The 235-nt window shown below is 62.6% G+C and carries 1 protein-coding gene; it reads right to left on the bottom strand.

The genetic code is table 11. The features are described from left to right. The coding region (locus AMR95_RS06535; RefSeq protein WP_197412124.1) for a collagen-like protein at nt 1–235 on the bottom strand (235 nt) is incomplete at both ends.

The following is a 235-nucleotide window of genomic DNA, read 5'->3' as shown; positions in this document are numbered from 1 at the left end:
CCAGTAGAACCAGTAGCTCCGGTGCTGCCCGTGGCGCCAGTAGCTCCAGTGACACCCGTGACGCCAGTAGGACCAGTAGCTCCGGTAATGCCCGTGGCGCCAGTAGGACCAGTAGCTCCGGTGATACCCGTAGCGCCAGTAGGACCGGTTGATCCAGTGCTACCTGTGACGCCGGTAGGCCCAGTCGCACCGGTAATACCCGTTGCCCCGGTAGAGCCAGTATCTCCAGTGACAC

The organism is Bacillus sp. G1(2015b), from assembly GCF_001482475.1.
GTDB lineage: Bacteria > Bacillota > Bacilli > Bacillales > Bacillaceae > Bacillus > Bacillus safensis.
Note: the sequence above shows the minus strand (reverse complement) of the source record. Positions and strands in the feature narration are given on the sequence as shown.